This is a genomic window from Vibrio sp. 378, from assembly GCF_033339435.1.
Genome location: NZ_JAWOUO010000941.1, coordinates 1 through 566, shown reverse-complemented (window position 1 = coordinate 566; position 566 = coordinate 1). Strand labels below are relative to the sequence as shown.

Here is a 566-nt window from a genome sequence, read left to right as displayed (position 1 = left end):
ACGATTTGGTGAGCTTGTGATGAGCTCCGAATCGAAGGCATTGCGCTCTATCTTCTTCGCGACTACTGAAATGAAGAAGGAACACGGCACGGATGCACAGCCAGCAGCGGTGAAAAAAGTGGGTGTTCTTGGTGGCGGCTTAATGGGCGCTGGGATCAGTCATGTAACGGTAGCAAAAGCAAAAGTGCCTGTTCGAATCAAAGATGTGAGCAATGACGGTGTGTTGAATGCACTTAACTACAACTACAAGTTGTTTGAGAAGCAGCGCAAACGTCGCATCCTGTCGAAAGCCGATTTACAGGCGAAGATGTTGCAACTGTCAGGTGGCGTAGACTTTACAAGTTACAACCACATTGATGTTGTGATCGAAGCGGTTTTCGAAGACTTGGATCTAAAACAACAGATGGTTGCGGACATTGAAGCAAACGCAAAATCTGAAACTATTTTTGCTACGAACACGTCTTCGTTACCAATCCACAAGATTGCAGAAAAGGCAGAGCGACCAGAAAACATCGTCGGTTTGCACTACTTTAGCCCAGTAGAAAAAATGCCGCTGGTGGAAGTGA

General features: G+C 46.3%; 1 protein-coding gene. It reads left to right on the top strand.

From position 1 onward, the window contains the following. Window positions 1-566: 3-hydroxyacyl-CoA dehydrogenase NAD-binding domain-containing protein (locus tag R7Q48_RS29725; protein ID WP_318133972.1), on the top strand; the 566-nt coding region annotated here is incomplete at both ends.